Here is a 473-nt window from a genome sequence, read left to right on the forward strand (position 1 = left end):
TTGAGAGCGCAAAATGCTTTGAAGAAACGCACGGCATCCCATACATTTCTACGCCGTTTCCTATCGGCGCGCTTGCGGGTGAGCGGTTTCTCGAAGCTGTCGGCAACGCTGTCGGAATCGGCAGTGCCCGCGTAAAAAGCGTTATTGCGGAAGAAAAAAACGTGTACTATGACTATTTTGAGCGCATTTCGGATATCTATAACGATGCCGACCTTCAGCGGTACGCAATTGTAGCGGCAGACTCCAATTACGCGCCCGCACTGACGCGTTTTGTGTCGGACGAGCTCGGCTGGTTGCCGGAGCTGGCAGTCGTTACCGACGTACCCGACGACGAACAACAGGCGGCTGTCCGTGCTCAGTTTACCGGGTTGAATTCGGGACTTTCTCCCGTCGTCTACTTCGACAGCGACACGTCGTCGGTAAAGAAATATCTCCGCGATATATGGGAGCCGAACCGGAACAATCGCTATTAT

The 473-nt window shown here is 53.5% G+C and carries 1 protein-coding gene; it reads left to right on the forward strand.

The genetic code is table 11. The features are described from left to right. On the forward strand, positions 1–473 hold a 473-nt coding region (locus AWU74_RS08100; RefSeq protein WP_306701104.1), incomplete at both ends, for a nitrogenase component 1.

This window comes from Treponema endosymbiont of Eucomonympha sp., assembly GCF_001028545.1.